This window comes from Streptomyces sp. NPDC043952 (genome assembly GCF_056435325.1).
Genome location: NZ_JBWKES010000049.1, coordinates 18,132 through 41,573, shown reverse-complemented (window position 1 = coordinate 41,573; position 23,442 = coordinate 18,132). Strand labels below are relative to the sequence as shown.

Below are 23,442 nucleotides of genomic sequence, written 5' to 3'. Positions count from 1 at the left end.
TGCCTTCAGCAGACGCCCAACTCACCCACACCACCAGGCAATCCCGGCCACTGAAAACAAACCACCGACCACTGAAAACTAGAAGCCGACCATCAGCTGCACCACCGACCCGCAGCAGTTGATGGGATGGGTCGGCGGGGCGGGACGGGTGACGGTGTTCGCCACGTACGCGTCGCTGCCGGTGCTCGCTGAGGCGCACGTGGCGGGGCTTCGGCAGTGGGACCTGATGGTGGTGGACGAGGCGCACCGCACGTCGGGGCCGTGGGGGAAGCCGTGGGCGGCGGTCCATGACGATGCCGCGCTGCCGTCGGATCGGCGGCTGTATCTGACGGCGACGCCGCGGCTGGCTGATCCCTGGGCGGCCGCGGATGACGGGGATGATGAGGCGGAGAGCGGGCCGGCGCTTGTGGCCTCGATGGACGACGAGACGGTGTTCGGCCCGGTGGTCTACCGGCTGTCGCTGGCCGAGGCCATCGCCCGCGGGCTGCTGGCCCGCTACCAGATCATCGTGCTGGAGATCGGCTCGCAGGCGCTGGCGTCGGAGGAAGGCTCACAGGCCGACGTGAGCGCGGCGCGGCTGGAGGCCTTGATCACGGCCGTGCTCAAGGCCGCGGCCGTCCACCAGCTTGATCGTGTGATGACCTTTCATCACCACGTCGCGGACGCCCGGGCATTCGCCCAGGCAGTCCCGGAGGCATCAGATCACCTGTGGGGTGAGAAGCCGGCGGTGTATCCGCGGCGCGTGTGGTCAGGTTGGCTGTACGGCGACCACCAGATGACCCACCGGCGCCGGATGCTGACCCAGTTCGCCCGCGGCTGGGATGCGGACGGTGTGGTGGCGGAGCGCTGCGTACTGTCCAGCGCCCGGGTACTGGCCGAGGGCGTGGACATCCCCGAAGTGGACGCAGTGGTCTTCGCCGACCCCAGGGAGTCGATCGTCGACACCGTCCAGACCGTCGGACGCGCGCTGCGGCAGAGCCCGCGCGCGGACAAGGTCGCCTCCCTGCTGGTGCCGGTCTTCCTCTCCCCCGACGAGCGCCGTGAGGACTGGCTGGCATCCGGCTCCTACCTGCCGCTGGTCAAGGTCCTGACCGCGCTGGCCGCCCACGACACCGACGTGGTGGACCGGCTCGCTGCCTGGCCCGGCAACGGCACCACGGGCGCGGCTGGTCTGCAGGGCCCGCTGCTGTTCGCCACCGCCCGGGATGCCGCCGACATCGCGGATTTCGTCCGGCTGCGCGTGATCAACCTCGAGCGGCGCGGGTGGCTGCGCGGCTGGGCTGCCGCCCGACGCTTCCACGCCGCTCACGGCCACCTGAACGTGCCCTACCACGCGAAGGACGGCGCGTTCCCGCTGGGGCGGTGGATCGCTGAGCAGCGCAAAGCCTACGGGTCCGGCCGGCTGGCCGCGGTACGCGTCGACACGCTGGAGAAGCTGGGCATGGTGTGGAGCCACCCCGACCACGTGTTCAACGCCGGGCTTCAGATGGCCCGCGCCTACCATGCCGCCCACGGCCACCTCGCGGCCGGGCACCGCGCCGTCATGGACGGCTACCCGGTCGGAACGTGGCTGGCCAACCGGCGCCGGGAGGCACGCCGTGCCGCCGGCAGCCAGGGCGCGTTGTCCGACGCGCGCAAGGCGGCGCTGGCCAAGGTCGACCCGTACTGGTGCCCCAAGTGGCCGCTCGTGTGGCAACGCCGCTACACCCTGCTGCGGCAGCATGTCACTGCGGGAGCAGCCGACATCGCCCCCGGCCACGTGATGGCCGGGCAAGACGTCGGCGCCTGGCTGGCCCACCAGCACGCCAACTGGGAAACTCTCCACGAGGAACAGCGCCGGCTGCTGGCCGAGCTCGGCGTGACCCCCGCGAGCAAGGATGCGGCGAGCCAGCGGCGGATCACCCATGACGACAAGTTCGCCCGTAACCTCGCCGCCGCGGCCGCCTACGCCCAGCGTGAAGGACACCTGAACGTCCCCCGCCAGCATGTGGAGATCACCGACGGTGCCGAGATCAAGCTCAGGATATGGATCTCCAACCAGCGCTCCCGCCGAGCGAGACTGCACCCACAGGGCATCGAGGCCCTCAACGCCCTCGGCATGCGCTGGAACTGAAGCCGGCGGCCGGGGCCCACCGCAGCAGAACCCGCCCCATGCGCACGGCCTTCCGTCCACGCGTCCCTCGGCGACGTCCGCTACCTCGGCCTCGGCCGAGCAGTTCACACGGGTTCCGCGTGGCCTGATCATGGTGCGCCTGCCGAGGACTTGTTGACACGCCGTACACGCAGTCGCGGACGCCGGGTGTCCTGGGGCGCCTCGGCGTCCATGCCTGACTCCGCCAGCTCGCGGTAGAACCACTCGATCCCACGAGCAGGAACGGCGCCGCGCTCCTGGTCAACGCTCGGCTGGGGTGGGCGCAGCCGGGCCTGTTCGGCGAGCCGAAGCAGGCCCGGGTGCTCCTCGGACGAATGAGCAAAGGTACGCCGGGTGCGGGGGTGAGGCGGGTGAAGCGGGCTGCGGCGCGCAGGAAGACGGTCGCCCAGGCGGGCACGGGGTGGGTGGCGCAGCCGTCGATCTGCCCGAGGGGGTCGTGCAGGGCCAGGATGGAGGCGTCCTCGCGCCAGTCCGCCAGGCGCGCGGTGCCCAGTTGCTGCCCGGCGACGCCGGTGAAGACGGCTGCGGCCAGCGCGGCAGCCAGACGGGGATGCGCGGTGACGCCGTGGATGCGGCGGGCGATCTCCGCGGTGGTCCGAGACGAGCGTGGCCGCGGTCGGGTCCGGTACCGCCACCTGACCGGCGGTGGGACGCATCCGGTGCAGTGGTCCTCCCCGTCCCAGTCCGCCAGCCGCTCCAGCGCCGGCACGGTGATCCAGCGGCCGGCAGCCCGCGTCGGCGCGGCAGGCCGGCCCGGGCCAGGCACGGCTGCCCCGGCGAGGAGGTCGCCGACAGCCGAGGCATGGACGAGCGTGCGGGGTACGTCGGTGAGAGCGTCGCGCAGGGCAGCGGTCGGACGGGAGCGGTGGCACACCAGGACCAGGTGCGCTCCGGTGAACGCCCGCAGGTCGAGCAGGCGTTGCAGGCGGGTACGGGTGAGCAGGTGAGCACGCAGGACCGTCAGGCGTCTCGCGCAGATCGCCGCCAGCCAGGCGGTGGCGGCCTCCCACACCGGAGCACGCGCGTCTGGGAAGCCCGGGAGGTGCGCGGGTTTACCCAGCGCCGCCAGGACGTCGTGGGCGAAGTAACGGTCGCTGCTCGTACCCGGGGTGGGGTGGACGGTGACGCGGCCGGCCGCCGGGTCGTGCCCGGCGAGCGCCGCACGGGTGACAGCGGCGTCGTCACCGGGGTCGAGCAGGACGGTGACGTCAGGGGACATGTCGTTCACGGGTCGCAGGCGTCTTCAGTCAGCGCCAGGGCGCGGCGGGCAGATGCGGGCGGGTCCGGGACTGCTCACGGCCGGGTGCGGCGGCCGAGCTTGCTGAAGACCCAGCGCAGCAGGTCCCGGTTGACCTCAAGACTGGGCGTGGCCTGAAGGGCCCGCCCCAGGTGGTAGGTGATCTTGGCCCAGGTGCGGAAGACGCCGTGGGCGGCCACGTCGTCGCAGTACAGAAGGTCATCGGGATCCACGCCGTGCCACACCGGGTGGTAGGCGGGGATCGTGGTCAGGACCTCTTCGCGGGTCAGCGGCCGAAACTCCTGCCAGATGTGCACCCGAGAGGCCAGCATGTCCTTGCCGGCCAGGACCTCGTAGGTGTTGCCTCCGCCGACGAAGACCACCGCGATGTCGGTGTACAGGTCGTCGGACAGATGCCGGAAGTACTCGAAGGACTCCTCCCGCAGCCACTGCGCCTCGTCGCAGACCAGGACCCGGAACTGATCGGCCAGCACGTCTTTCAGCAGGGTGTCGAACGCGGTCGGCTGCCTGGGCGGCTTCCCGGGCAGGCCGAGCACGTTGAACAGGTTGTGGCGGATGTCCAGCACGGTGGGCCGGCCGCGGAACTCGATCCGGCGCGTCGCGCCCGGTGCCAGCTCCCGCAGCGAGGCGTTGACCGACATCGTCTTGCCCGGCCCCGCCGCCCCGTAGACGCACATCATCCCCCGGGCGGCGATCACCTCCCCGAGATTGGCCAGCGTCTCCTTCAGCGCCGCCGTGCCCATCACGTGCGCGTCGGGCAGCGACAGGTAGTGGTCGGCGCGCGGCGGCGGGAGCGGGCCGCGTCGCGGACGGGACGGGGAGGGGCGGGCGGCGGGTATGGCATTCATCGCGGCGCAAGCGTGCTTTCGTCGTCGTCTTCGTGGCAGGGAGCAGTCGGCTTCCCCGTGTCCGGCGCGGTCCAGGACGCGGGCAGCTTGGCGGGCAGCGGCAGATAGCCGGGCAGCGCCACCTCGGTCAGGTCCGCGGCGGCCAGCGCGCGCAGATGCGCCTCGGCCTGAACTTCGGTGACCGTGCCGAGCACCTCGGCCGGTGTGCCGCGGGTAGCGGCGGCATAGCGAGTGGCGCGGTCCTTCTCCGCCGCGGCCAGCAGCCGCTTGAGCCGGTCGGCCTCCCTGGCGCGGGCCCGCTTCATCTCGCGGATCTGCTCCGCACTCGCCCGGTTCGACAGGTACGCCGACCCCAAATGCCGCCCGGTAGCGGCGTCATAGACCTCGATCTCGTGCTCATGGTGCGGCATGTAACGCAGCCGCACCTTCCGCCCAGCCTGCCCCGTCATCCAGGCATCCACGTAGTGCCGGTTCCGCCAGCGCACCCCCTTGCCGGTAAGGGTGCGCACCCGGCCGTCATCCTCGAGGGTGAACATGTGCAGCGCGCCCGGCTCCGCGTCCTCGATGGGGGTCAGGTCCTCCTCCCACGCGACTGCTGGGGTACGGCCGGCAAGCGAGCGGGGCCGGTGCTCGGTGTTCCACCAGCCCACCCACTGCCCCAGCAGCTCGATGAACGCCTCAAGCGGCAGCAGCCGCTGCCCGGCGGCTGGCTCCTTGCCGCCCTTCAACCGTGGCGCGGCGGTGTAACCAGGCAGAGAGGCGAAGAACATCTGCTTCGCCGCCCTGTTCAACGCCTCCACCGTGCCCTTCAGATGCGGGCTGAAGCCGGGCAAATCCACCACAGGCACCGCGAACGCCCCGAGCGCCTCACCCACCGTCCGGGACAGGAAGTCCTTACCCCGGTCCACCCGCACCGCCCCCGGCAGACCACCGAACGGGCCGTGCTCCCCCTCCCGCGAGATCGCATCCCTGAGCGCCACCAGCACCGACTCCCTCGATGGGACCTGAACAGTCACCGCGAACCCGCAGATCACCCGCGTCGCACAGTCGATGAACCACGTCACCCACGGACACCCCGGACGGCCGTCGATGCCCACCTCGACCTTCACCTGGACGTGGTCGGCCTCCCACACCTCATTACGGCGGACGGCAGGCCGCTGAAGAAACACATCATGATCCCGACGGGCAGCCTCACCACCACGCATCCCCGCCCGCAACCCCGGCGACACATCCCGGGCGACAGCCCGGTACAACGTCGCCAGCGACGGCACCGCCCCACCACCGGCCGCAGCCGCCTCGGCCACCAACTCCCGATGCAACGCCGACACGCTCCCCCGGTGGAACGCAAGCCGACGAGCCAGCCGCGGGGTGAAAGCGAACCGGCGGCGCTCCGCCCGCTCCAGGCGGCCGTCCTCACGCGCCGCCGCCAGCCACCGACGCACCGTGCGCTCCGACACCCCCAGCGTGTCAGCGACCATCCGCCGATGACCAGCCATCAACTCCCCCCGGCTCGGCGAGTGCCAGCAACCTACGCACCGCGACCGGCCGCAACACCTCAGCATCCGCCGCAGCCCCCACCAACACGCTCCCCCACCACACCGGGCACCCGCAGCCCACCAAAAACGATCAAGAAGGGAGACTACCCCATTGGAGCCTTCAGCCTGATGACCAGCCAACTCTCAACCACTGACCAACTACCCTCACCTCACTGTCCAGCCCGAACACCTCCGAACGCCACCCCGAACACACCGCAACACAACGCCGATCAGCCCACTCAACCGCATCCACCACCCGGACACGGAAACGAGAACCACACCGGACAAGAACGCGAGAACGCCCAGCAGGAAGGGACCACCCCCACGAGCACGGGAAGCAGCCGCCCGCCGGGGCGGCAGCCGAGCCGGGCGCGAGACCACCCCCGCGCGGGCGCGGGAAGCGGGTCTCTACCGACGACGCCGTGTACGGCAGGAGACCATCCCCGCGCGGGGAGCAGGCGGCCGTGACGATCGCGGCCATGGTGGAGATGGGACCATCCCCGCAGGCGCGGGGAGCAGTCCGCCGGCCGCGCCGGCGCGATGCGATGGGCGCGGGACCATCCCCGCGGGCGTGGGGAGCAGAGTCTGGGTCTGGTCGCGCTCCTCCTGGTCCTGGGACCATCCCAGCGGGCGCGGCAAGCAGGGGCGCAGCCGACGCCATCGCACCGGTTCTGTCGGGGCCATCCCCGCGGGCGCGGGGAGCAGCCTTCCACAACGTCCAGGATCGTGGCTGCGACGGGACCATCCCCGCAGGCACGGGGAGCAGGAATGCGGCGAGTAGCGGTGCAGCCCGAAGTCGGGAACATCCCCGCGGGCGCGGAGAGCAGATCAGGTCGCCCACCGTGGCGATCTTGCCGCCGGGACCATCCCCGCGGGCGCAGGGAGCAGTTGAACTTGTCGCGGTTCGCCGGGGTGCCTGGGGGACCATCCCCGCAGGCGCGGGGAGCAGTGGTACAGGCCCTCTCCCAGCTTGTCCACGGCGGGGCCATCCTCGCGGGCGCGGGGAGCAGTGCGCCGGGCGGCGTCCAGTTCTTCCTGGGGAGGAGCCATCCCCGCGGGCGCGGGAAGCAGTCCATCGTCATGTTGCCCGCGCCGATGATGCTGGGGCCATCCCCGCGGGCGCGGGGAGCAGATGTCGGTGTCGGTGCGCTCCTCGCCCTCGTCGGGGCCATCCCCGCGGGCGCGGGGAGCAGGTCGGTACGAGCACGGGCCTGCCGGTGCAGGAGGGGCCATCCCCGCGGGCGCGGGGAGCAGAGATAGATGCATGCCACCCCTCATACCGAGGCAGGGCCATCCCCGCGGGCGCGGGGGAGCAGCCCCAGGTGCTGACCGCGTTCTGTTGGGTGGCGGGACCATCCCCGCGGGCGCGGGGAGCAGTACGTGGGCGGTCCATTCGGCCGCGTGCCGAAGGGACCATCCCCGCGGGGCGGGGAGCAGGTGACGATCCCGCCGTCGGCGACCCTGCGGATGGGACCATCCCCGCGGGCGCGGGGAGCAGTCGCGCTGCACCATCTCGTTGTAGGAGTGCACGGGACCATCCCCGCGGGCGCGGGGAGCAGACGACTGCCGACCTGACCGAGGAACAGAAGACGGGGCCATCCCCGCGGGCGCGGGTAGCAGCGCCGGGAGTTCGAGATCCGCAGCGTCGGTGCGGGACCATCCCCGCGGGCACGGAGAGCAGGACTGGTGACTCGGAGACCGAATAGCCCCGTAGGGGCCATCCCCGCGGACGCGGGAAGCAGAGGGTGGCGGACATGAGGACCCTGGCGCCGAGACCATCCCTTCCGGGCTCAGGAAAGGGCGGCCATAGGGTTCTTAACCCATCTTGGCCGAGGGCCACCGTGCGTAGCTCTCTGTTCAGCGCACGAGGATCAGCCCGCATCCATAGGCACGAGCGTGACCGATTCCCTGGGTTAGGGCGGCAACAAACGCTTTCGGATCGGTCACCGTGAGCATCCCCTTGATCTCGGCACGAGCAATGCGCAAACCCTTGTGCGGTGCCGGACTGGAGACTGGCGGGAGCATGCGCAAAGCGAGCCGCTCGGTGTCCGCGTCGGCGCCGATGCGGGTGACACCGTTGGGGGCGACTGCGGGTTCCCCGGACGGTTGCAATCGGTGCGCGAACCAAGTTCTGACGTGCTCTGGGCGAGTATGGGCGACGCGGGTGCCTCGGGTTTTTGTCGGCGAGCCCGGCGCGGGCGGAATGCTGCGGACCGGATTGACGACCGTACGGAAGTCGATACGGTCACCGGCGCGAAACGTGCGGTCGACGGTGAGGGTCTCCGGTGCCTCGGTCAAGGCGCCTCTGGGCACACCGCTCCAGTCGGCGGGGACGGACGATTGGACCACGAGGTTGAGCCGTGCTCGCCGGAGGTCGACGGTCCAAGTCGACAGGATGCCCATCTGGGAGCGGGCGTCAGGACTGCCGTTGTCCACCCAGCCGGTGAAGCCGCTCATGACAGTCCGGTGCATGTCCTGTGCGTCGATGAGCGATTTGGCCGTGAAGGGATGCCGGGTGTCCAGGGAGAGCAGGGTCTGCGTGCCGACGAATCTGGCGGAGGCTCCACTTGAGCTCGAAGGCGTATGCGACGTGGCGGTGTTCACAGGATGATGTCCCATCCACGGGCGTGCGAGGCGATGGTGATGCGGTGACGGGTCTCCCAACGCAGGCTGTGAACGCCTCCGTCCGCGCCGAACCGTATGGGCTGGTCCGACAGAGGGCCGATGCCGGGGAGCGGGCGCGGACTCTCGATCCAGGCCCATGGACGCACGTCTGTCACCGGAGTCGGCGGCTCATCGTCGTAGCAAGGAGCTGCGGGGAGCAGGGCGTGTGTCTCGAAGGCTTCTCTGAGGGTGCCTGGAACGACTCCGAGCGCGAGGTCACCCGAGGGTGGGCAGGCCTTGCGGCCGAGCCAGAGCAGCCGCTTGGGGTGTTCCAGGGCATAAGCGATCCGGTTCAGCAATGCTGCGTCGGGGTGCTCCAGGCCGACGAGGAAGGTGGCGTCGGCGAGATACCAGCGCTCTGTGATCAGAGCGTGGCGGCGGACCTCTCCGGAGATGAGGGCCCCTGACGTCGGGTCCGCTGTGACGTACTTCGGTGAGCCGTACCAGGCTTCCAGTTCGCTGCGACCGAACGGGCCGGGCTGCGAGGTTTCGCGCGCCGAGACGGGTGTGGCCTTCGCAGCACGCTGGTGGTCGGTGAGGAGGTCTCGGGGGCGCAGGGGGTAGATACCTGCGCCGACTGTGTGGTAGTCGCGGAGCGGCGTACCGGGCCGGTCGGCACGGACTCCGAAGCGGGTCTCGGCGAGTTCCCCGAGGGGTTCCTCCCGGGGCAGGCCGAGAGCTGCGGCGCATAGGCCGATCACGCCGGATTTCGTGGGACGGGTGTGTGTGTCACGGCGCGCGAACCGGCCAGTGAGGCCCCAGGACTGCAGGGGGCCGGCTAGCCTGATGAGCAGGACATGTGGGCCGTTCACGGGGTGAGGTCCTCGGTTCGTTCCACTACGGTCAGTGGCTCCGGCAGTCCGAGTTCTTCCAGGAGCGCGTCGATTTCGGGGTCGTATGTGAGGATCCGTGCGGTGCGCAGATCCTCACGGCGACGGCTGACGAAGGTGTGGTGTCGCAGTAGCCTGCGAACGGCGGCGGGTCCTGCCGGTCCTTCCCCGCCAGCTGCCACGGGGCTTTCATCGACTGGCCTTTGGAAAGCGGCCGCATAGTTGTAGGGGCGTTCCCCTTCGAACGCGAGAATGAGCCCGGGCAGCGAGCCGGTGGATGCGGTGGAGTTCTTCTTCGCTTCCGGAAATGCCTCTACGAAGGCGTTCACGAACTCTTTCTCGGCTTCGGACGCGGCCGTCTCGGCTTCCCGCTCGTCCATTCCGGCCGCTCGCAGGTTGGTGCGCAGTTGTGTGCGGTCGAGGACGGCGTGCCGGTAGAAGGTGCCGGAGATCAGCGACTGGTAGCCGGTCATACCGGCGCCCGCGTCGTCGGCGGCGTCGAGGAAGCTGAGGGCGTTGCGTTTGCGGTCCAGCTTCGCGTCGTCGGCCGCCGCGTAGAAGTCCTCGATCTGCTCGGCTTCGTGGACAGTGAAGGCGTGCCCGGTCTGGACGGCGCCGTCGACGTTCGGGGAGTCGGGGATCTCGGCCAGGAAGCGGCCGTAGAGAGCGATGTCCACGGCGTCGCGGGGGGCGAGGGCGAGGAGAACGGCGTCGCGCGTGGCCTTGGGAAGTGGCGGCAGGGAGGCGGACGCGGCGGTGTCAGCCGTGGGTGTCTCTTCCGGCTCTTCTGCTTCCGGTGATGGGCCGGTCTTCTTGGTTCCGCGGCGGGCCTTCTTCGCCGCTTCTGCGCGGGCCTGGGCGTCGAGGTACGCGTCGCGCCACTGTTCGACGTCTGCTGTCTGTTGCGCGATGTGTTCCGCGATTTTCGCTGCTGCGTCGGGGGGGGCGAAGATGAGAACTTTCGTCAGGTTGGCGACGGTCTTCTTCTTCGGGTCGCCGAATTTGAGGCCGCTTGCCTCCATTACTGCACGGGCCGTGACCAGTGCTTTGTCCTTCTCCCAGCCGTAGGTGGACTCGAGTTCGCGGCCGGTCAGCAGCGCCCACTCCCGGGTGCGGACGCCCATGCTCCGTCCCTTGAGCGCTCCGCGGCCCGCGTTGGCACGGTTGCGGGCGTGGACCCGTTCGGCACGTCGGCGGGCCTGGCTGGTGATCATGTGGCGTTCCACACCGCCGAAAACGAGGGTCTTGGGCTGCGCGTTTTCGTCGCGTACCGGGAGGACCGCCGCGAGGGTCTCGATGAGGTGCAGGGAGAGGAACTGGCTGCGCGGTGCCTCGGTCACGAGGTGGTGTCCTTCCGTGTCGTTGCTTCGTTGGAGGTTTCCCGGCCTCGCGTCGGCGGGGTGTGGAACTCGACCGACCACGTGTATGCGACGCGTGCCTTGCGGTCGTTCCAGTTGATGAGGTCTTCGGTCAGTTGAGTCCAGGAGGGGGGCGGCTGTTCGCAGGCCCGCAGGCGGGTGACCGCGTGCTGGAGGTGGCGCCAGGGGATGCGCCGGCTGGCGACGACACGGTTCAGCAGGCGCTGGGCCCCGGGGTTGTCGGGTCCGCGTCCGGTCCCGTCTCCAATCCGGCGGGCCGCGGCACCGAGACTGCCATGGCCGTAGGAGGGCGTGGAGCGGCCTTGGTGGTAGATGGCGAACAGGAAGGCCATCCGCTCGAACAGGTCGCGGTGGACGTCGCCGCCGTACCAGCCGGCGCGGATGTGGGCGTTGGTGCCGCCTCTGGCCCGGCGCAGTTCGGCGAGGGTCCCCACCTCGCGGTTGCGGACGAGAGTGGTGAGCCAGGTGGTGAGGGCTACGCTGTCGTGCGGGAACCGGGGGCGCTCCCAGTGTGTTGCGGCGGAAAGGTCGTGCTCAGTCACGGGCGATCTCCCCTCGTAGTTCGGCCGGGGCCCGGTCACCGGACATGGCGTCCTCGAAAAGCTGCACGGCGCGGGCGCGCGCACGGTGGTTGCGGTCGCTGGGCGGCAGCGTGTCGAGACGCTGCAGCATCTGGGTGCGGGCCGTCGTCAGCAAGCCCGATGCGTAGGCGATCAACGGTTCGGAGACCGGGTCGTCGTCCTCCGGTCCTCGCTCAACCACCTCGTCCAGCAACTCGTGAAAAGGGTTTTCGGCCGCGGGCCAGAAAGTCCACCGGGCATCGAGCCGTGCCACCTGACCGGTCTCGTCCGCACCCCGCATGGCTGGGAAGGCCGTCTCGGCGGCCACGATGGCCGCGTGTTTCAGACTCCATGCGATGTATTCGGCGATGTCGGACCCCCTGCGGGACGCCCGGTAGAGGTGGGCGGCCATGCCAGGGGCGTAGGGATAAGCACCGTGCGTCCAGGTGACCGGCAGCGTCTTGTTGGCAAGCAGCCCCACGGCCCACAACTGGTAGGGCGCCCCTGTGCCCCTCCGCTCGTAGGGCAGGGAACGCAGGCGCGCGTACAGACCTGTTCGGTCGTCCCTGACGGCGCTGTAGAGGGCGTGGGCCTCCTGCCACAGCGCTCTGCTGGGCGACGGCCACAGCGGCTTTCGCACGCCGTTCGTCGTTTTGCTGAACACGGCGTCCTGTAGATGCCGTTCCGGGTCGAGTTCCAGGATTTCGCCAGCGCCGATCAGAACCTGGTCGACCATGATCTGTCCGTGCGGTCCGCGTGCCGGGCGCAGGAGCACGGAACGCCCGAGGGAGCTGTGAAGATCTGCGGAGCCTCGCGGCGTTCTGGGCTTCGGCTTCTCGGTGAATGTACGGCGCTCGATGCCGTCCATGGTCCACGTGGTGTTGAGCGAGTCCCCCGGCCCTTCGGGCGGATAAAGGTTCAAACGTAGGGTCTCGCCAAGCGTCCGTCCGACGGCGACGACGCGGATCCTTCCGGTGAGCCGGCCCGCGGCAAGATTGGTGACCTTGGCACCGAGCCGCTTTCCCGACATGCGCGCTCGCCCATAGGGGCCGTACACATGCTGTGTGAGCGTGGCACGGAACGCGTCCGCCGCCGGGAGCGGATTGTGGAGTTCGAGATGGTGCTGGTCGAAGTGCTGGTTGTAGTCCCCGGCATGTTCGATGACCAGCTGGGCCGTGCCCGTGCCACTGTCGGCGAGATCCGCCGCCAGTTGGGAGTTCTGCATCAGGGGCGCCGTAGGGTGGAAGAGATCCCAAGCGCCGTCGGGCTGGCGCTCCAGCCATGCGGCCGCCGATGCGAGGTCGCGCTTGCCGACCACCCAGGCACGCCACTCCTCATCCGAGGAGGGACAGGTGCCGGAAGCAAAGCAAATGGCCAGCAGGTGCTCGACGACGGCGATGTTCTCACCCGGAGAGGCGCAGTCGAGGGCGGCCAAATCATCGGCGTGCGCCAGGAGCGCACATAACGAGGAGTGCGCGGTCGCTCCGCCGACGGTCACGACAGGTATGCAGGGCTTGCGGCGCGGATCCCAGCTGAGACGCTGCTCGGCCAGCCCAGCCATGGAAGTTTCGGACAATTCTCGGTTACCCCCTTTCGATCATGGATAGTGGACACGGCGCCGCTTCCGCCGGGCGGCGACGAAGCCTGCAGCGGTGATCGTCGCCGGGGGCCGTTCTGCGGGCCGGTATCCCCGTTGCCGTCAGGGGGCCGATCAACCCCCGCACGCGCGGGGAAGAGCTCCGACGGAGCCTTTGACGCCGTCGACGGGCCACTCCCGCTGCCTGCGGAAACGCTCCTTCAGACTGCATCCCCCTTCGAACGTGGCACCTGGTCGTCGACATGGAGGCATCCAGCCCGCGGTTGCTGAGTATGGGCGCAGGTATGGCCGACGGCAGAAGTTCGCACAGATGCCTTTGTATCCCAACTCGCTCTCCGCCGGGGCGAGTTTACGCAAGCGGATCTTGCCGGATATCAGGCCGGTGCATTTGATGCTGTCGAGTTGGGCAGAGCGGTGGCGTGATACTGGAGCCGTCGGCTGGGCCTGGGAGGTGGAGCTCGGGCCCTGCCGCACGAAGCCTCCGGCTCGCATCCCACTCACCGCGGGCGACGGCGTACAAGGATGGTGAGCGTGGTGCGCGCATCCTTGCGGCGCTCCGGCGTGGGGGCGAGAACGGAGACAAGGGCGACGACGAACAGGACGCCTGTGTAGAGCAGGCCTGCACACCCGCTCGCTGCTGCGGCATAGTTGAACAGCTCGGGGATCTGGGACACGGGTCATCCTTTTGTCTCGGGAGCCGGACCCGGCTCGTTCGGTGATGGCTCTACAGTCGCGAGACGGCGGGACGACGCATAGTTACGCCTTCTTCCACAGAACGATTTCCGCAGCTCAGGCGGCGTTTTTTTGACAACGCCGATCGGATTTTCCGCCGTTGCGCGCAGAGGGGGTTCGGTGACCGGCGAGGAGCGAACCGCACGCACAACACTCGGCACCATGCTGACGTGTCTGTGGGAAGCGGCGGGGCAGCCACAAGCTCAGGGACTCGGGCTTCCCCCCTCCACTCTGCGGGGCTGGCGTAAGGGGGCGACGGCCCCGTCAACCGAGAGGACGGACCACTTCTGGTCTGTGGTGCGGCAACTGCAGGAGGCCGCCGGCCGCCCGCTCCATACGGACACCGAGTGGGAGGCCGCGCTGCGTGCGGCACAGGCGGAAGGGACCAGCAGGCGGCACCAGCAGATCAACGAAGTCCGGGAGAAAGACCCAGAACACCGCTTCGTCCGCCCGCACAAGCCGGCCGTCGAAGCCCTCGTGGACGTAGTCCACGGACGGGAGGCCGAGCGCAGGGTCATGAACGCGTTCGTCAGCGACTCCCGTTCCACCGCGCCGTCATACCTGTGCTGGCACGCCGACACCCCCGTCGGCAAGACTGTCCTGCTCGCCGACTATGTACAGCGGCCGCCGCACAACACCGACATCCTGAACTTTTTCGTCTCCGCGGTGCACGGCAGCAATACACGCGCTGAGTTCGAGAAACAAATGACCGACCAGATCGGGGCCTTGTTCCGTTCGCCCGCAGAGCGCGTTCCGGTCGGCATCCGGCAGTGGAGGCGCCTGTTCGCCGCAGCCACCAAGGAGAGTGTGCGGCACGGGCGCAAGCTGCTGCTGGTGGTCGACGGACTCGACGACGACGTGGCCTGGTCAGGGCTCGCCGCCAGCGAGGCGCCGGCAGGCAAGGGCACAAGCACGGCGAGCGTCGTCCGTGGAAGCATCGCCGCACTCCTGCCCGCTGCCCCGCCTTCCGGTATGCGCGTCATCGTCTCCTTCAGGCGCTGCGTGCGCTTTCCCGACGACCTGCCCTCCGGACATCCGCTGCGCTGGCGCGAGCACCTGCGCACCCTCGCCCCTGTCCAAGGAGTAGCGCAGGCCCGGCGGATACCGGCGGATCCCGCTGCTCTGGGTGAAACGGTGGCGGGGCTCCTCGCCATCTCGGGCGGCGGCCTGCGCACAACGGATCTGGCGGCGCTGACGGGACTCCCGGCCGACCGGCTCGACCGCCTGGTGCAGGGGCCGGCGGGGCGCGCCCTGGTCCTCGACGATCCGGTGGCCCAGACCTACGCCCTGGCTGAGGCCGGTCTCGCCCACACTGTCCGTAAGTCCATGAGGGAAGAGGCGATCGCACGGCACACCCGTACGCTGCACGCCTGGTGTCAGGGATGGCACGAGGCTGGCTGGCCCGCCGGAACACCCCCGTACCCCCTGGCGCATCAGCTGCGACTGCTGGCCGGCGCCGCGGAACGTGCCGCGTACGTTCTCGATGTGCCCCGGCTGCGCCGCCTCGCCTCCACCGCCGGTGCCGAGGTGGCTCTGGCACAACTGGACGCACTCGAGGAAGAGATCAGCCCTTCGGCCACCGCCCCCGGCAGTCTGGCGGTGCTCGTTGCACTCACCGCGGCACGCGCCTTTCTGCGCAGCGTGTCGCGGGAGGTGCCTTACGGTGCTCCTGCGCTCCTCGTGCGGCTGGGAGAAGTAGAGCGGGCTCGCGGCCTGGCCCGTTGCGCACCGACCCCAGCCGCAAGAGCCGTACACCTGGCGGACGTAGCAGTGGAGATGGCCTACGCCAGGCGGGACGGAGCCGATGCCGTGGCAGTCGAGGCTACCTCATGGCTCACCCGTACCGGCCAGGGCTTCCCCGGCACGTACCGGGACCCCGAAGCGTACATGCGGCTCCTCGATGCCGCCCGGACACTCCTGTCGCTGAACGGACAGGACGCGGCCCGCACGCTGCTGCGGGCCGTCATCCACGACAGAGCTGCCGACACCGAAGTACTCGCGGAGGCGGCCGGTCTGCTGGTCGAGGCCGGCGACGAGCAAAGCATCACGACATTGCGAGAACGAGCAGAGACTCTCAGCGCCGGCGGCACGCGTGCCCGCGCGGCCGCGGTGGACCTCTGGGGGGCGCTGGCACGGGCCGTGCCTTCATCCAGCAGCGACGCCGGTGACCGCATCATGGCCATCTGCGACGAGGTCAGTCCCTCGGACGGGCTGGACGCAGTCGACCTTCTCGCCCGCGCCGCATCGGCACTGCACAGACTCCCTGCCCCGCGGCGCCGCAAGGCGCAGCAAAAGACACGGGCCGCACTGACCTGGCTCACCGACGCGTTGGCCGATCCCGATGCACTGTCCGAGGGCGATCAAGCCCACCTTGGCCGTGAACTCGCCGGAACACTCGCACGCCTTGCCCAGGCGGTCGACGACACCATGCCCTCGACGAGGAACGCGCTCGACGACATCAACCGCCTGCTGGCAGCCCTGCCCGAGAGGCTGCGCGTCGGCACACTCGGCGATGTCATCCCCGAACGAGCCCAGTCACTCGCCGAAGCCGGTGAGCAACGCCGGGAACAAGAGGCCATAGTCGACGCGGCCGCCGCCAAGGAAGCAGAGAACGCGAACCGCAGAAAAAAGGACGCAGAACGCCAAGCGCTGGCGCAGTCACGAAGGAAGATCACGAAGAGACAGCCGGGACCAGAAGACACGCAGAGGCCGGCCCGGCCCGCACCAGGACCCCGGCGCGCGCCCAGGCACCGGACGTCCACAGGATTGACTCGCTCCGACGGCGGACCACAGCGTAATCACGTTCTTCTGCTCGTAGAAGCGGACGAGCAACTGGGCGCAGGCAATCTCCGGCGCTGCCGGGAACTGCTGGAGACCACGCTGCGATCCTCCCCCGCCCCTTCCTCGCACCCGCCCGCCCCGGAAGGCTGGACGGTCAACCTGTCTCAGGCTCTCGGCCTCGCAGGAGTGTTCAATGCCGCCGAAGCCCTCGCCGAGCACCTTCCAGGCGCACCCGACCGTGCGCTCCACCTTGCCGCTCTCTCCATCGGGTGCACTCTGGGAGGGCACACGGACGCAGGCAGCCGCCATGCCCATCACGCAGCACGTCTGGCGGCCGACCACACCGATCCCCGCCTGACAAACGTCATAGCCCAAGCACTCGCCTACGCCGGAGACGCACCGGCGGCTTTGACCACCGCAGCCGGGCGCACTGCCGCAGAGAAGCGGCAGGCTCTGACAGCCGTCGCAGCCGCGCTGACCCTCCATTGCCCCGAACAAGCGGCACGTATCGCCGAACCCCTCACAGAAGCCCTGATACAACGGATGGATACCGGAAGCCCACTCCGGACCCTCCCCGAACTTGCAGCTCTCCTGCTCGCCTACCCCGACCCCCGGCACCCCGCCCCACGACTGCACGAAGCTCTCCGCCTCGCCTCACTACGCCTGTCCGACACACCCCCGCCGGCGCACGGGCCATCAATGGCCATCCTCACCCTTCTCCAACGACTCGACTGCCTACCCGAAGACGACAGCCACGTCATCGAAGGCCACACCAGCAGATGGCAACACTCGCTGCAGCCGGGAAACGAACCCACCGCAGAACTCGCCCTCTTCCACGCCATGGACGGTGACACCACCGCCCTGTGGCGCCACGTCGAAGCGGTACAAACACCAAACAGGCGGGCAACAGCGCTTCACGCAGCCGCCGCATACCTCGCGGGCACCCCAGTGACCCTGGCCACGGACAGCCACGCCAGCGACAAAGCCATCCGGACCTGCCTGGCACTCGCCCGAACATCCAGCACCGACAGCCCCACCGACGAGCAAACGGCCCGACACCTCGTGCGCAACCTACTGAGGACCGACACGTGGGCCCACACAATCCCACTGCTTCCCCAACTCGCTCCCGGCGCCCTACAACACCTGAGCTCCATCGCAACAGATCCCAACCGGCGCGCCGACCGACCAGAAACCGGGGCAACCACACAGACAAAACATAACGCTCATCCTCCGCACGCCCCTCGCAGCACATGATGAGACGAAGCCCCCAGCCACGCCCGCGAAGATCACCCCAACACGGCCCGCGTATCCAAGGGAGCCACACACGACGATCCACACAGACACGAGGAACAAATCCCAGGCGAGACCAGCCTGGAGAACCCCCAGGGCTATCCCCGCAGGCACGGGAAGCAGACCCCGGCACCAGCAAGTCCGGCGCCGTGCGGGGGCCACCCCCGCGGACGCGGGGAGCAGAGTGCCGGCCCGCTGACGGGCACGCTGACCGTGGGGCCATCCCCGCGGGCGCGGGGAGCAGTTCTTCAAGACCGTGCGTCCACTGGGCCTCGCGGGGCCATCCCCGCGGGCGCGGGGAGCAGGCCCACGCGGCGAGTGCCGCGCGGGAAGAGAAGGGGCCATCCCCGCGGGCGCGGGGAGCAGTGGCTCTGGACGAGCAGGACCCGGACGCCATCGGGGCCATCCCCGCGGGCGCGGGGAGCAGCGCTGGTGGATGGAGCACACCCGGCAACAGGAGGGGCCATCCCCGCGGGCGCGGGGAGCAGACTTCGTGACCTGCGGCTTTATCGCCCCACGGACACATTTCCGTGGACTTTTGCAGAATCCAACAAAAGCGCCATATCGGCTCATCTCCTCCAGCGGGGGCCGCAAGCGAGCATCGTAGCCCTCACCACCTATTCGACGTCGGTGCAGGACTCCCGCAGAGCCCGCAGCGCCGTCAGATTCAGCGCCTCGCGGTGGCCGGGCTGCTGCTCCTGGTCGTCGTGTTCGTGGTCGGCCGACTCGGACGGCAGCAATTCATCCGGCGCCCGAGGGCGCCAGCCTTGAACGCCTTCTTCGCGGAGTCGCCCGCGGCAAGCAGGTCGGCCTCGATCCAGTCCGCGTACAGGTATCGGCCTCGCTCGCCGAACAGGTTCCGCAGCTGCGCCCCGGTGACCTCCTCACCCGCCACCAGCCCGAGCACAGCCAGACCGCGGCCCATCCAGCGCCCGGCCGGAACCCCGGCCTGCTCCTGGGCGACGCGCAGCAGCGTGCGCGCTGGGCGGCGGCCGGCGCCGACGACGGTCTCACGCGGGTAGTAGCCGTACATCCGACCGGCCCGGATCAACTTGATATCCACTGTCATACAGACCACACCACACGGCCCTGACCTACAAGAGAGGCCGATCGGCACCGGGGGCCGGGCCGCGCGCTCGGCCCCGGCCCGCTCGGCGGCGCTCCGCTTGCGGGGGCTGCCCGGTGCGCCAGACCATCCCCGCGGGCGCGGGGAGCAGAGTAACGCGGGGCGCGGAAACGCCATGTGGCAATGTGACGTTGGACCATCCCCGCGGGCGCGGGGAGCAGCGGGCGGTCGCGGCCTGCCCGGACTGGCGCGGGGGACCATCCCCGCGGGCGCGGGGAGCAGCGCCCGCTCCTTTAGGCGTTCTGCGCGTCGTCGGGACCATCCCCGCGGGCACGGGGAGCAGTGGAGGGCGCGTTGCGCCGCCTGGACGTTGGCGGGACCATCCCCGCGGGCGCGGGGAGCAGGCGGTGCGCATGTCCAGGCCGATGGCGGGGCTGGGACCATCCCCGCGGGCGCGGGGAGCAGCACGGGCCGTCCCTCCGTCGTTCCAACGTTTGGGGACCATCCCGCGGGCGCGGGGAGCAGGGATCCGTGACCTTCGGGCTGGCACCGGTCGGGGGACCATCCCCGCGGGCGCGGGGAGCAGAACTCCGCTTCCCCAACCGCAGCATCATCATGTGGACCATCCCCGCGGGCGCGGGGAGCAGTGCACCGCGGACACCACACCGTCCCCGGCGCCGGGACCATCCCCGCGGGCGCGGGGAGCAGACTTCGTGACCTGCGGGCTTTATCGCTCCACGGACACATTTCCGTGGACTTTTGCAGAATCCGACAAAAGCGCCATACCGGCCCCTCTCCTCCAGCGGGGGCCGCAAGCGAGCATCGTAGACCTCACCGTCTCTTCCACGTTCGTGCGGGACTCCCACAGGGCCCTCAGTGCCGTCAGGACCCAGTGCCTCGCGGCGGCCGGGCTGCTGCTCATGGTCGCCGCGCTCGGGGTCGGCCGGCCTGGGCCCGAGCAGCGGCTCGGGCAGCGCCACCCGCTGGTGAGCGACGACGTCATACGCACGCGCCCCCGCACGGCGGCGGTGGCGACGGTAGTGCGCAGCCTCTCGCGCACCACCGCACCGACGAGCACGCCGCGCTCGTACGGGAGCGGGATGCGGGGGATCTCCCACTCCCCCACGTCCCGGCCCAGGGGCCGGTGCGCGGCCGACTCGCCGGGACCGGCCGGGGCTGCCAGTCTAGGTCGAATGCGAGTGAGTGGTCGGCGCCGGGCGAGGAGGTCGGACAGGGACCACCGGACGGTGTAGAGGCGGGAGCCAGCCTCAGGCCGCGTACGCTCTTCGGCTCGCTGATGTCCAGCCAGCGGGCAGAGATGGCAGCGGCCACGACCTAGTCGCCCCAGGACGGGGTCGCAGCGGCGGCCGCGCAGAACGAAGGCCGAGGTGACGACGGGCTTCGGCGAGCAGGTGCCAGCGGTGGAAGCGGCCGCCCTCGTTCATCACGAACACCGTCGCAGCGACGTCGACTGCCGCCAAGGCGACGTCGACCACAGCGGCGACGCGGGCCCGGATCACGGCGGCCGCGGCGCGGGCGTGCTCGAGGAGGGAGTTGATGACGTCGGCTGCGACACCGGAGGTGAGGATCGCGCTCGTCTTCCACCACGCGCGCAGCTGCGCCAGCGGCCGGGCCGACTGCTTGGGCGGGCGGGTCTTGCGGGCGGCCATGGCGTTGAGCTTGGCGCGGGCCCGTTCGGAGACCACGGGCAGGAACTGCGGCTCGCCGTCGTCGTCGACGGCGGTGACGTACTCGTGCTCCAGCTCGGCGAGGCAGGCGGTGATCTGGTCGCTGCGCCGGGCGGTCCAGCGGATCAGCTCGTGGGGCACCCCGGCTATCTCCATCACGGGCCGGCGCCCCGGGGTGACGGTGCGCGGCTCGGTCGCCAGCCCCAGCGCCTCGCAGACCTCCGTGGCCACGATCTCGTTGTAGAGCGCGGAGGCGGCGACGGTGTTCTCGTGCAGGGCCGTGGTGTGGATCGAGCCCCACTTCCCGTCCAGACGCTGCCCCTTCACGCTCAGCAGCAGATGGTCATGGACCAAGGGGCGGCCGGAGCGCGCCTCGTAGTGGCGGAAGCGGGCGGCGACCAGACCGCCGGGCGGCCTCACCCGGTAGATGCCGTCCTTGCCGTACCGGATCACCGCGACCTGGTCCTCGATCCACTCCAGCACTCGCTCGATCGCCCGCTCGTGCGCGGCCTCGATCACCAGCCGGGTCTCCTCATCCCCGAACGCCCACAGGAGGTAGATCGTCGGCTGCGGCCGGAAAACGAAGTCGACGCCGGTGACCGTCACCCGGCGTCCCAGGGCGCCGGCCCGATACGCCTTCTTCGAGGAGTCGCCCGCGGCGAGCCGCTCGGCCTCGATCCGGTCCGCGTACGGGTACCGGCCCCGCTCGCCGAACAAGTTCCGCAGCTGCGCCTCGGTGACCTCCTCGCCCGGCGCCAGCCCGAGCGCGGCAAGCCCCCGGCCCATCCAGCGCCCGGCCGGGACCCCGGCCTGCTCCTGGGCGGCGCGCAGCGGCGTGCGCACCGGGCGGCGGCCGTCGCCGACGACGGTCTCGCGCAGGTAGTAGCGGTACATCTGACCGGCCCGGCTCACCCTGATATCCACTGTCATGCAGGCCACGCCACACGGCTCTGACCTGCAAGAAAAGGCCGATCAGCACCACGTCCCGCCAGGCGGGAGCAACGGCCCGACTTTCTTCTCAGGTGCCCGCCGGGCGGGAAGCGGACCCGGTCCGGACGCGAATGTCATCGCTCTCCGGCAGCACGCCCATCAGGACCCGAACGACACCAACAAGCACCACTGAGCACCACCACGCGCCAAGGAACGAGCACCGCCAAGGAAGCACCGCCTACACACCAGCCCCCGGCAACCGCCGGGGGCTTCGTCGTGCTGCCCGGAGGACACCGTGCCCACGTACGAGACACTCCCCGCTTCACCACCGACCTCCAGCACCTCACCCCCGCCCAACGCCGACGCTTCCACCGCACCGTACGGGAAGCCTTCGTCCCCGACCTCCGCAATGGACTGTTCCGTCCCGGCCTACGCATCAAGCGCGTCCGCTGCGCCCCGGGCGTCTACGAGCTCACCTGGTCCATGGGCACCGGCCCCGCAGGACGCGCCACATGGCAGTACGGACCCGAGCACCGTCCCGGCACCCTGCACGTCATCTGGCGCCGCATCGGCACCCACGACATCCTCGCCGGGCCCTGATCGACCAATGCAGCGTGCGAATTTCGCACGAGGCCGTTCGACACCTGGCGCCGCGTGCTCGGGACTTGCCCCACCGCGCCTGACTCCGGCAGGTCGCGAGGTGTAGCGGACGCGGTCCTTTCCCAGGGGCGGTTCCCGCCGCTCACCACAAGCGCCCACCCTGAGGTCGTGAGCGGCGGTCGGACCTACCCACCGGGACGTCGGGGCGCCATCGTCGGCCCTTCATCTCCGCCGCTTAGAAGCTGTGTCACATCCTCTTTCCGCAGGTCACGGCGTCATGAAGTGGGGTCGTGATCTGGCTTGCCGTTCGGTTGGGCGTCGATGAACGCCCAACCGAACGGCAACGAGGGGCGTTTCGGGCGGCTGTTGCGAGAGGGATGTCGGCTGATACTGCGGCCGGGCCAGGCGGGGGAGGGTGCTCCGCGGTAAGGGACATCGCCTATGCGCCATCAGCACCGTTGTCCGCGTGGACCCGCCGAAGTGGCGTGAGGATGTCGCAGTACGCCGACCCGCCCGCCAGTTGATGGCGCTTCTTGAAAGCGGCCACTCCCTGCTCGGGGGTGACCCCACACCTGCTCAGTGGATCTCCTCACGCATCCGGCACAGAGCGTATCGAGCCTCCTGGCCTGCCGAGGGGGTCCTGGCGTGGTGGGGCCACCTGGTCCATCAGCAGAGGGGGCTCCGTCTCGGAGTGCGCGGTTCAGCGCTGCTGCTCCGGGAGATGACGGACGAAGTCCAGTAGCAGGGTGCAGAACGCGGAGGGTTGTTCCAGTGGCGCGAGGTGCCCTGCGGCGGGGATGAGCACGGTTTCGCCTGCGTCGAGGTCCCGGGCCAGTCCGTCGCCTCCCTCGAAGAAGTCGGGCATGTCGTGTTCACCGACACCGACCAAGGCGGGGACGGTCAGTGTGCGCAGCACTGCCGTTCCCTCTCCGAGCGGGTCCGCTGCCAGAGGCGGCTCGCCGTGGGCGAGTTGTCCGGTGAGTTGGCGGCGGAGCATGCGGGCCGCGTGCGCGCGTACGTCGTCGGCCGTGCCCGCCGAGGTCCACGCTTCGACGCCGGCTTTCACAGCTGCGTCCAGGTCGCCGGCGGCGAGCGCCGTTCTTTCGGCGTCCCAGGCGGCTTGCAGACGGGGAGAGGCCGGCTGGTCGTGGGGCCGATACCCGACGAGCACCAGGCCCTCGACCCGCTCGGGTGTTGTGACGGTGGCCTGGAGTGCCACCAGGGCACCGAGGGAGTTCCCGGCCAGGACGAAGCGGTCGGCTCCGAGGTGGACGAGGGTGTCGAGTACGTCCGTCCAGGGGGATACCTCGCGGTCGGTGGGCACGGGCGCGTCGCCGTGGCCGGGCAGGTCCAGGGCGATAGTCCGCAGGCCCGCATCGGCGAGCAGGGGAAGGTGGGCACTCCACATGGTGCGGTCGGTGGGACGGGCGTGCAGCAGGACGACGGGGCGGCCTCGGCCCGCTTCGTCGGAGGGCAGCAGCATGGCAGGCGTCTTTCTTCGGTGGGGACAGGGAAGGGGAGAAGGAGACGGG

At 70.0% G+C, this 23,442-nt stretch carries 15 protein-coding genes and 1 CRISPR repeat array; of the genes, 3 read left to right on the top strand and 12 right to left on the bottom strand.

Features of this window, described 5'->3' with window-relative positions; all coding sequences use genetic code 11:
- The first annotated feature begins 148 nt into the window (after positions 1 to 148).
- A complete protein-coding gene (locus tag AC069R_RS32065; protein WP_478770230.1) occupies positions 149 to 2,113 on the top strand; it encodes a helicase associated domain-containing protein in 1,965 nt (654 codons plus the stop codon).
- Here the strand turns inward: AC069R_RS32065 and AC069R_RS32060 are convergent.
- The 9 genes from AC069R_RS32060 to AC069R_RS32020 all read right to left on the bottom strand — a co-directional run bounded on the left by AC069R_RS32060 (position 2,085) and on the right by AC069R_RS32020 (position 13,497).
- A complete protein-coding gene (locus AC069R_RS32060) occupies positions 2,085 to 3,371 on the bottom strand; it encodes a hypothetical protein (RefSeq protein WP_478770229.1) in 1,287 nt (428 codons plus the stop codon). The two genes, AC069R_RS32065 and AC069R_RS32060, sit on opposite strands and share 29 nt — an antisense overlap.
- 74 nt (positions 3,372 to 3,445) lie before the next feature.
- Complete coding sequence (locus AC069R_RS32055; RefSeq protein ID WP_478770228.1) at positions 3,446 to 4,258, bottom strand: AAA family ATPase; 813 nt, start codon at positions 4,256 to 4,258, stop codon at positions 3,446 to 3,448.
- Positions 4,255 to 5,820, bottom strand: coding sequence for a transposase (locus AC069R_RS32050; protein WP_478770227.1), 1,566 nt, complete (start codon positions 5,818 to 5,820; stop codon positions 4,255 to 4,257). Before AC069R_RS32050 ends, AC069R_RS32055 begins: the two co-directional genes overlap by 4 nt.
- Positions 5,821 to 7,650: 1,830 nt before the next feature.
- The gene (gene cas6e, locus AC069R_RS32045) at positions 7,651 to 8,397 is read right to left on the bottom strand and encodes a type I-E CRISPR-associated protein Cas6/Cse3/CasE (protein WP_478770226.1); all 747 of its coding nucleotides are present in this window, start codon (positions 8,395 to 8,397) and stop codon (positions 7,651 to 7,653) included.
- Positions 8,394 to 9,269: a type I-E CRISPR-associated protein Cas5/CasD gene (cas5e, locus tag AC069R_RS32040; protein ID WP_478770225.1), complete on the bottom strand. Its 876-nt coding sequence runs from the start codon at positions 9,267 to 9,269 to the stop codon at positions 8,394 to 8,396. Before cas5e ends, cas6e begins: the two co-directional genes overlap by 4 nt.
- Complete coding sequence (locus AC069R_RS32035; protein WP_478770224.1) at positions 9,266 to 10,627, bottom strand: type I-E CRISPR-associated protein Cas7/Cse4/CasC; 1,362 nt, start codon at positions 10,625 to 10,627, stop codon at positions 9,266 to 9,268. The genes cas5e and AC069R_RS32035 overlap by 4 nt, the downstream gene beginning before the upstream one ends.
- Positions 10,624 to 11,208 carry a type I-E CRISPR-associated protein Cse2/CasB gene (gene casB, locus AC069R_RS32030; protein WP_359508461.1) on the bottom strand — a complete coding sequence of 195 codons (585 nt, stop codon included), beginning with the start codon at positions 11,206 to 11,208 and terminating at the stop codon, positions 10,624 to 10,626. The genes AC069R_RS32035 and casB overlap by 4 nt, the downstream gene beginning before the upstream one ends.
- The gene (locus AC069R_RS32025; protein WP_478770223.1) at positions 11,201 to 12,787 is read right to left on the bottom strand and encodes a type I-E CRISPR-associated protein Cse1/CasA; all 1,587 of its coding nucleotides are present in this window, start codon (positions 12,785 to 12,787) and stop codon (positions 11,201 to 11,203) included. Before AC069R_RS32025 ends, casB begins: the two co-directional genes overlap by 8 nt.
- A gap of 533 nt (positions 12,788 to 13,320) precedes the next feature.
- The gene (locus AC069R_RS32020) at positions 13,321 to 13,497 is read right to left on the bottom strand and encodes a hypothetical protein (protein ID WP_478770222.1); all 177 of its coding nucleotides are present in this window, start codon (positions 13,495 to 13,497) and stop codon (positions 13,321 to 13,323) included.
- 352 nt (positions 13,498 to 13,849) lie between these two features.
- Here AC069R_RS32020 and AC069R_RS32015 point away from each other — a divergent pair, with 352 nt between their 5' ends.
- Positions 13,850 to 17,590: a hypothetical protein gene (locus AC069R_RS32015; RefSeq protein ID WP_478770221.1), complete on the top strand. Its 3,741-nt coding sequence runs from the start codon at positions 13,850 to 13,852 to the stop codon at positions 17,588 to 17,590.
- Between the two features lie 130 nt (positions 17,591 to 17,720).
- Positions 17,721 to 18,114: direct repeats of the CRISPR family, unit length 29 nt; unit sequence GGGGCCATCCCCGCGGGCGCGGGGAGCAG.
- 179 nt (positions 18,115 to 18,293) lie between these two features.
- Here AC069R_RS32015 and AC069R_RS32010 read toward each other — a convergent pair.
- On the bottom strand, positions 18,294 to 18,695 hold the full coding sequence (locus tag AC069R_RS32010) for a hypothetical protein (protein ID WP_478770220.1): 402 nt from the start codon (positions 18,693 to 18,695) through the stop codon (positions 18,294 to 18,296).
- A gap of 1,265 nt (positions 18,696 to 19,960) precedes the next feature.
- Positions 19,961 to 21,310 carry a MobF family relaxase gene (gene mobF, locus AC069R_RS32005; protein ID WP_478770219.1) on the bottom strand — a complete coding sequence of 450 codons (1,350 nt, stop codon included), beginning with the start codon at positions 21,308 to 21,310 and terminating at the stop codon, positions 19,961 to 19,963.
- A gap of 276 nt (positions 21,311 to 21,586) precedes the next feature.
- Between mobF and AC069R_RS32000 the strand changes: the two genes are divergently transcribed.
- The gene (locus AC069R_RS32000) at positions 21,587 to 21,910 is read left to right on the top strand and encodes a hypothetical protein (protein ID WP_478770218.1); all 324 of its coding nucleotides are present in this window, start codon (positions 21,587 to 21,589) and stop codon (positions 21,908 to 21,910) included.
- A gap of 700 nt (positions 21,911 to 22,610) precedes the next feature.
- On the opposite strand, the gene AC069R_RS31995 is transcribed toward AC069R_RS32000, so the two are convergent.
- The gene (locus tag AC069R_RS31995; protein ID WP_478770217.1) at positions 22,611 to 23,393 is read right to left on the bottom strand and encodes an alpha/beta fold hydrolase; all 783 of its coding nucleotides are present in this window, start codon (positions 23,391 to 23,393) and stop codon (positions 22,611 to 22,613) included.
- Positions 23,394 to 23,442 lie beyond the last annotated feature (49 nt).